The following is a 6,390-nucleotide window of genomic DNA, read 5'->3' on the forward strand; positions in this document are numbered from 1 at the left end:
CCGACAAGACCGCACCGCGGGTCACGATCATCCACCATCCCGACGTGCGCCGCAGCCTGATGACCCAGAAGGCGTACGCCGAGGGCCTGCGGGCGCTCTACATGTACGCCGCAGCGCATCAGGATGACGTTGTGGCGCAACGTGTTTCGGGAGCTGATCCCGAGATGGCGCACCGGATCGACGACCTACTGTTGCCGATCGTCAAGGGGGTGAGCTCGGAGCGCGCCTACGAGGTGCTTACGGAGTCGCTGCAGACGCTGGGCGGTTCGGGCTTCTTGGCCGACTATCCCCTGGAGCAGTACATCCGCGATTCCAAGATCGATTCGCTCTACGAGGGCACCACCGCCATCCAGGCACTCGACTTCTTCTTCCGCAAGATCGTGCGCGACCGGGGTGAGGCCCTGCAGTTCTTGACGACTCAGATCACGGCGACCATCGACAGCTGTGACGAGGCGCTCAAGCCGATCGCCGAGTTGGTGCAGACCGCGTTCGACGACGTGACCGCGATGACGGGCGCGTTGACCGGTTACCTGATGTCCGCGGCGCAGCAGCCGGGCGAGATTTACAAGGTGGGCCTGGGATCTGTGCGCTACCTGCTCGCGGTCGGTGATCTGCTGATTGGGTGGCGACTGTTGGTGCAGGCCGGCGCCGCCACCCGCGCGCTGGCCACCGGCACTGCGCATGACGAAGCGTTCTACCGGGGCAAGATCGCGACCGCGGGGTTCTTCGCCAAGAACATGCTGCCGCAGCTGACCGCGTTGCGCAGCGTCATCGAGGCCATCGACGACGAGATCATGAACGTGGCCGAAGAAGCGTTCTGAGAGCCCACAGCTTAGGCACAGGTTAAACGGGTAAACCATAACGTTGGCTTTAACCGACGAATGGAGAAACGTTGATGTCTGCCAGCTGTCAAGTGCCCCGGCTCGCCCGCTTAGCGGTATTCGCCGTCGCGGGAGCCACCGCATTCTCCCTGTCCGCCTGCGGCTCTTCGAACAATTCCAATGCCCCGTCCACCTCGACCTCAACGTCGACGTCCACCGTCACGTCGACGACCACGTCGCCCACTCCCAATGCCGAAGCGCGCGTCAGCGGTCTGATCGCCTCGGTGGCGGGCAACTCCATTCAGGTCACCAAGGAAGACAATTCAACCGCGTCGGTCAACTTCACCTCGACCACCAAGATCACCGAGGCCGTTCCGGCCGGGCTGCCGGACGTCACCCCGGGCAGCTGCGTCAGCGTCAAGCCCGCGGAGGGGTCGGCACCCGGCCAGGCGGTCACCGCCGCGTCAGTGAAGATCAGCGAGTCCGTCAACGGCGCCTGCCCGAAACCGCCGCAGTCCGGGCCCGGCGGTTCGACCACCACGCAGCCGTCTCTCCCGCCGTCAAATGCGCCCGCGAAACCGGCCTGGGTGCGCGGTTCGGTGGCGTCGGTGTCCGGTAACACCATCAATCTGACCAACACCGACCCCAGCGGCAACACCACGCAAACGACCGTGACGGTCGATGACAAGACCAAATACAGCAAGCAGTCGTCCGCCAACACCGACGCGATCACGCCGGGCAAATGCCTGTCCGCGCGCGGGACTCAGGACAACGGCGGCGCGCTGCAGGCGACGAGCATCAAGCTACGACAGGCCGCCGACGGCAAGTGCGGTAAGCCCAAGCAGCCCGGCCACGGTGGCTGAACCCGGCTCGGGCTGACTGAGATTGCCGTCACTCCTGCCGGGCGCGGCGTGAAAACCGCTCCCGGCGGGGGTAGTTGTTAACGACGGCGAATCTGGGATCGGAGATGAGATCTGTGCCTGCCTTCCTGAAGACCCGGCGGACGCAGATCGCACTCGGCGTAGTCGTTGCTTTCGTCGCGGTGGGCGTGGCGATGTGCGGCTCGCACGACCCGTCGAAGACCAGTGCGCCACCAGCTGGCACCGCTGTCCCGCCGAGCGCGGCTCCCAGCGCAGCGCCGCCGCCGGCGCCACCGCCACCGCCCCTGCCGGTCGGCAAGGACTATGTCGAGGGCATGGTGCAGTCGAATTCGGGTCAGACGATCGCGCTTCGAACGCGCAGCGGCTCCGCGACCGTGGACTACACACCCCAGACCATTGTCATGGACGTCACCCCGGCAAAGCTGGCGGATGTGACGCCGGGCAGCTGCGTGAATGTCAAAGCCACTCCGCAGAGCGCACCAGCCCCCGGAGCGCCGGCGCCCGGCCAACCAGCGCCCGGCCCGGTCACCGCGCAAGCCGTGACGGTCACCCAATCCACCGACGGCAAGTGCCCGCCGCCGGCCGGCTTCTACGGCACCGTGTCCTCGGTGTCGGGCAACACGATCGCGATCAGTGGCTTGGGCCCCGGCGGTCCGGGCGCCTCGACCGACGTGACCGTCGCCGACACGACCTCATACAAGCGGCAGACGCCGTCGAACACCCAGGCGATCACGAACGGCAAATGCATTGGCGCCCAGGGAACTCAGGAGGGTGGCGTCCTGCACGCGACGATGATCAGCGTGGAGGCCTGCCCGCCGATGGGGCACCCACACCCGCACCTGCACCTGCCTCACCTCCCTCACATCCACCTTTAGGCCAGGGACGCGGGAAACCGCAGCGGCGGCGCACGACTAGCGCGAAAGCCTGACTCAGACGGTGAAACCGAGAGCGCGCAGCTGCTCGCGGCCGTCCTCGGTGATCTTGTCCGGACCCCACGGCGGGTTCCACACCCAGTTGATCCGCAGGTCGTCCACCAAGCCGGCCCCCACCAACGCACTGCGTGACTGGTCTTCGATGACATCGGTCAGCGGGCAGGCCGCCGACGTCAGCGTCATATCGATGAGGGCGACGGTTCCGTCGTCGCCCGCCTCGACGTTCAGCCCGTAAACGAGTCCCAGATCGACGACGTTGATGCCGAGTTCGGGGTCGACGACGTCACGCATCGCCTCCTCGAGGTCGGCAAGGAATTCGTCATCCTGCGCGGTGGTGTCGCTCATCTGTTACCTCCTCGAAGTCTGCGCCCTGGCCCGAATAGGCTTTGGCCAAAGCATCTTTGAAAGCCATCCATCCCAGCAGGGCGCATTTCACCCGGGCGGGGTATTTGGCCACCCCGGCGAACGCGATCCCGTCGCCCAGCACGTCCTCATCGCCATCGACGGTGCCGCGCGAGGACACCATTTCGGTGAACGCGGCGATGGTCTTGAGCGCCTCCCCGACGCTTTGACCGATCACCTGTTGGGTGAGCACCGAGGTCGCCGCCTGGCTGATGGAGCAGCCCTGCCCGTCGTAGGACACGTCGGCAACGGTTTCGCCGTCCTCGGACAGCGCGACCCGCAGCGTGACCTCGTCACCGCAGACAGGGTTGACGTGGAACACCTCGGCGCCGAAAGGCTCGCGCAGCCCGCGGTGCTGCGGGTGCTTGTAGTGGTCCAGGATCACGTCCTGATACATCTGCTCGAGACGCAATGTCATTCTCTCCCAAAGAAATCCAGAGCGCGGCGCACGCCGGCCACCAATCGCTCGACCTCCTCGGCGGTGTTGTACACCCCGAACGAAGCCCGGGCGGTGGCCGCCACGCCGAACCGGCGGTGCAGCGGCATGGCGCAGTGGTGACCCACGCGCACCGCGACGCCCTCGTCGTCGAGCACCTGCCCCACGTCGTGGGCGTGCACGCCGTCGACGACGAAAGACACCGGCGAGGCGCGGTGCTCCATGGAGGTCGGGCCGAGGATGCGCACGGCATCGATGTGGGACAGCCCGTCGATGGCCAGGGCCACCAGGTGGTGCTCGTGGGCCTGTACGGCCGCCATGCCGATGGCGCCCAGATAGCGGGTGGCCGCACCCAATCCGACCACCTGCGACGTCATCGGGGTGCCGGCCTCGAACCGCTGCGGCACCTGCGCGTAGGTGGACGCTTCCATGGTCACGGCCTCGATCATCGAGCCGCCGGTCAAGAACGGCGGCAGGGCCGACAGCACCTCGCGGCGTCCGTACAGGACACCGATGCCGTTGGGGCCCAACATCTTATGTCCCGAGAACGCGGCGAAGTCCACGTCGAGCGCGTGGAAGTCGACGGGCTGATGCGGCACCGACTGGCAGGCATCCAGCACGGTCAGCGCGCCCACGGCCCGGGCCCGACTGACCAGCTCGGCCACGGGCGTGACCGCGCCGGTCACGTTCGAATGATGGGTGAAGGCGACGACTTTGACGCGTTCGTCGAGCTCCAACGAATCGAGGTCGATGCGCCCGTCGTCCGTGACGCCGTACCAGCGCAGGTTCGCCCCGGTCCGCCGGGCGAGTTCCTGCCAGGGAACCAGGTTGGCGTGGTGCTCGAGCTCGCTGGTGACGATGACGTCGCCGGGTCCGACCGCACCCTCGAAACGCTTGTCCCCCAGCACATACGACATCAGGTTGAGCGCCTCGGTGGCGTTCTTGGTGAATACGAGCTCGTCGCACTCGGCGCCGACGAACGCAGCCACGTCCGCACGCCCCTGCTCGTAGGCGTCGGTCGCCTCCTCCATCAGCTGGTGCGCGCCGCGGTGCACCGCGCCGTTGGAGGTCAGCACGAACTCCCGCTCGGCGTCGAGTACCTGCAGTGGCCGCTGCGATGTCGCGCCGGAATCCAGGTACGCCAGCGGCTTTCCGCTACGCATCACGCGTTTGAGGATTGGGAAATCGGCGCGGATGGCCGCGACATCCAGGGGTGAGACCGCCGCCGAAGGTGTCGCCATGTCAGGCCCCGGTGGCCGCCGCTTGATGGGGGTCCCTCGCGCTTGCGGGGGAAAAGCGGACGTAGCCGTTCTGCTCGAGCTCGTCGGCCAGCTCCGGGCCCCCGGATTCGGCGATCCGCCCGCCGACGAACACGTGCACGTATTCGGGGTGGATGTAGCGCAGGATGCGGGTGTAGTGCGTGATGAGCAGCACGCCGCCACGCACCGGCTGGCCGGTGCCGTCGTCCCAGCCGGTCTCGGCATAACGGTTGACGCCCTCGCTGACCACCCGCAGCGCGTCGACGTCGAGTCCGGAGTCGGTCTCGTCGAGGATGGCGATCTTGGGCTTGAGCAGTTCGAGCTGCAGGATCTCGTGGCGCTTCTTCTCACCGCCGGAGAAACCCTCGTTGACGCTGCGCTCGGCGAAGGCGGGGTCGATCTCGAGCGAGCCCATCGCTCCCTTGACCTCTTTGACCCAGTGCCGCAACTTCGGGGCCTCACCGCGCACGGCGGTCGCCGCCGAGCGCAGAAAGTTCGACACCGAGACGCCGGGCACCTCGACGGGATACTGCATGGCCAAAAAGATTCCGGCCCGGGCGCGCTCGTCGATGCTCATCGCCAGCACGTCCTGACCATCGAGCGTGATGGAGCCCGAGGTCACCGTGTACTTGGGATGACCGGCGATGGCATAGGACAGCGTCGACTTGCCCGAACCGTTGGGGCCCATCAACGCATGCGTCTCACCGGATTTCACCGTCAGGTCGACACCGTTGAGGATTCCGATCTCGCGCTCGGACTCGGCGGCGTTCGGGTTGACGACGCTGACGTGCAGGTCTTTGATTTCCAGAGTGGTCATGAGGCTGTTGTTTCCGTCTTTTCCGTGATGGCCAGTTCGTGTTCGATGGCTGCGGTCAGGCGTTCCCGAATCTCGGGCACCGCGATCTTGGAGATGATTTCGGCGAAGAAGCCGCGGATCACCAAGCGGCGCGCCTGCTCCTCGGGGATGCCGCGGGAGCGTAGGTAGAACAGTTGTTCGTCGTCGAAACGGCCGGTGGCACTGGCGTGTCCGGCTCCGACGATCTCACCCGTCTCGATCTCCAGGTTGGGCACCGAGTCGGCGCGTGCCCCGTCGGTGAGCACCAGGTTGCGGTTCACCTCGAAGGTGTCGGTGCCGGTGGCGTCGGCGCGGATCAGCACGTCGCCGATCCAGACGGTGCGCGCGTCGGGCAGTGCGGAATCCGGATCGCCTTGCAGCGCACCCTTGTACAACACATTCGACTTGCAATCGGGCTGGGCGTGATCCACCAGCAGCCGCGACTCCAGGTGCTGCCCGTCGTCGGCGAAGTACAGGCCGAGCAGCTCGGCGTCGCCGCCAGGGCCCAGGTACCGCACGTTGGCGGTCAGCCGCACCACGTCGCCGCCGAGCGTGACAGCGACGTGGCGCAGCACCGCGTCTTTACCCAGCTTGGCGTGGTGCATGCTGACGTGCACCGCGTCATCGGCCCAGTCGGCGAGCCACACCACGGTGAGCCGGGCGGCGTCGTCGACGACGAATTCGACGTTGTCGGCCAGGATTCCGCTGCCCCGGTGGTCGATGACGACCACCGCCTCGGCGAGCTCGGAGACCCGGATCTGCAGGTGCCCGTAGGCCACCGCGCCCTGGCCGGGGCCGGTAACGGTGATAGCGATCGGCTCGGC

At 66.8% G+C, this 6,390-nt stretch carries 8 protein-coding genes; 3 read left to right on the plus strand and 5 right to left on the minus strand.

Annotated elements, in window-relative coordinates; all coding sequences use genetic code 11:
- From A5652_RS26170 to A5652_RS26185, 3 genes are all read left to right on the plus strand, one after another.
- A partial coding sequence (locus tag A5652_RS26170; RefSeq protein ID WP_197514111.1) for an acyl-CoA dehydrogenase occupies window positions 1-821 on the plus strand: 821 nt, incomplete at its 5' end.
- A gap of 74 nt (window positions 822-895) precedes the next feature.
- On the plus strand, window positions 896-1,684 hold the full coding sequence (locus A5652_RS26180; protein ID WP_197514112.1) for a DUF5666 domain-containing protein: 789 nt from the start codon (window positions 896-898) through the stop codon (window positions 1,682-1,684).
- A 125-nt stretch (window positions 1,685-1,809) separates the two neighbouring features.
- The gene (locus tag A5652_RS26185; RefSeq protein ID WP_067358893.1) at window positions 1,810-2,577 is read left to right on the plus strand and encodes a DUF5666 domain-containing protein; all 768 of its coding nucleotides are present in this window, start codon (window positions 1,810-1,812) and stop codon (window positions 2,575-2,577) included.
- A gap of 54 nt (window positions 2,578-2,631) precedes the next feature.
- On the opposite strand, the gene A5652_RS26190 is transcribed toward A5652_RS26185, so the two are convergent.
- The 5 genes from A5652_RS26190 to sufD form a co-directional block, all read right to left on the minus strand.
- Window positions 2,632-2,979 carry a metal-sulfur cluster assembly factor gene (locus A5652_RS26190; protein WP_067358879.1) on the minus strand — a complete coding sequence of 116 codons (348 nt, stop codon included), beginning with the start codon at window positions 2,977-2,979 and terminating at the stop codon, window positions 2,632-2,634.
- Window positions 2,954-3,454, minus strand: coding sequence for a Fe-S cluster assembly sulfur transfer protein SufU (gene sufU, locus A5652_RS26195; RefSeq protein ID WP_067358881.1), 501 nt, complete (start codon window positions 3,452-3,454; stop codon window positions 2,954-2,956). Before sufU ends, A5652_RS26190 begins: the two co-directional genes overlap by 26 nt.
- The gene (locus A5652_RS26200) at window positions 3,451-4,713 is read right to left on the minus strand and encodes a cysteine desulfurase (protein ID WP_067358883.1); all 1,263 of its coding nucleotides are present in this window, start codon (window positions 4,711-4,713) and stop codon (window positions 3,451-3,453) included. The genes sufU and A5652_RS26200 overlap by 4 nt, the downstream gene beginning before the upstream one ends.
- Before the next feature lies 1 nt (window position 4,714).
- Window positions 4,715-5,548 (minus strand): Fe-S cluster assembly ATPase SufC, encoded by an 834-nt coding sequence (gene sufC / locus A5652_RS26205; protein WP_067358885.1) that lies wholly within the window; start codon window positions 5,546-5,548, stop codon window positions 4,715-4,717.
- The coding region (gene sufD, locus A5652_RS26210; protein ID WP_067358887.1) for a Fe-S cluster assembly protein SufD at window positions 5,545-6,390 on the minus strand (846 nt) is incomplete at its 5' end. The genes sufC and sufD, both read right to left, overlap by 4 nt.

The organism is Mycobacterium sp. 1165178.9 (assembly GCF_001673555.1).
GTDB lineage: Bacteria > Actinomycetota > Actinomycetes > Mycobacteriales > Mycobacteriaceae > Mycobacterium.

Excerpts from the sequence above, each read along its gene's own strand:
- A5652_RS26200 (WP_067358883.1), bottom strand. The coding sequence starts at position 4,713 with ATGGCGACACCTTCGGCGGCGGTCTCACCCCTGGATGTCGCGGCCATC.
- A5652_RS26180 (WP_197514112.1), top strand. The coding sequence starts at position 896 with ATGTCTGCCAGCTGTCAAGTGCCCCGGCTCGCCCGCTTAGCGGTATTC.
- sufU (WP_067358881.1), bottom strand. The coding sequence starts at position 3,454 with ATGACATTGCGTCTCGAGCAGATGTATCAGGACGTGATCCTGGACCAC.
- A5652_RS26190 (WP_067358879.1), bottom strand. The coding sequence starts at position 2,979 with ATGAGCGACACCACCGCGCAGGATGACGAATTCCTTGCCGACCTCGAG.
- sufC (WP_067358885.1), bottom strand. The coding sequence starts at position 5,548 with ATGACCACTCTGGAAATCAAAGACCTGCACGTCAGCGTCGTCAACCCG.